The 397-nt window shown below is 41.1% G+C and carries 1 pseudogene; it reads right to left on the reverse strand.

From position 1 onward, the window contains the following. Positions 1–282, reverse strand: a pseudogene (locus tag E5987_RS12870) (hypothetical protein); the annotation flags it as partial. Between the last annotated feature and the right edge of the window lie 115 nt (positions 283–397).

The following is a 397-nucleotide window of genomic DNA, read 5'->3' on the forward strand; positions in this document are numbered from 1 at the left end:
GACCGTGCCGTCTTTCTCATGTTTTACAAACACCTCTTCTAGTAATGTTTGTTCGTTTTCATCGAGAGACTTACCGGTGGCCATTTTTTCGCGTATACGAATGATTCTCTCAAACATCCCTTGTCTGGCATTCTCAGCAATTTGTCGATCGAAATAGCTATGCCAGTAAAGCTCCGCAGTTTCCTGCGTCTTTTTTGTGGATCTCTGACCCGTTACAGGATTAGGTTCATAAATCCAGCTGATCTTCTTTGTCACCTGAAAGACCTGGGTAAACCAATCCATTCGATTTAAGTCCTGGAGGTTAATGATTTCTCTCAACGTGTCTTGTCCTGAAAAAAGTTGACTACTTAGGGAGTCAACAATGAAAGTTGAAGAACAGATATCTACACTAATGAAA

The organism is Parasutterella muris (genome assembly GCF_009767915.1).
Taxonomy (GTDB): domain Bacteria; phylum Pseudomonadota; class Gammaproteobacteria; order Burkholderiales; family Burkholderiaceae_F; genus Parasutterella; species Parasutterella muris.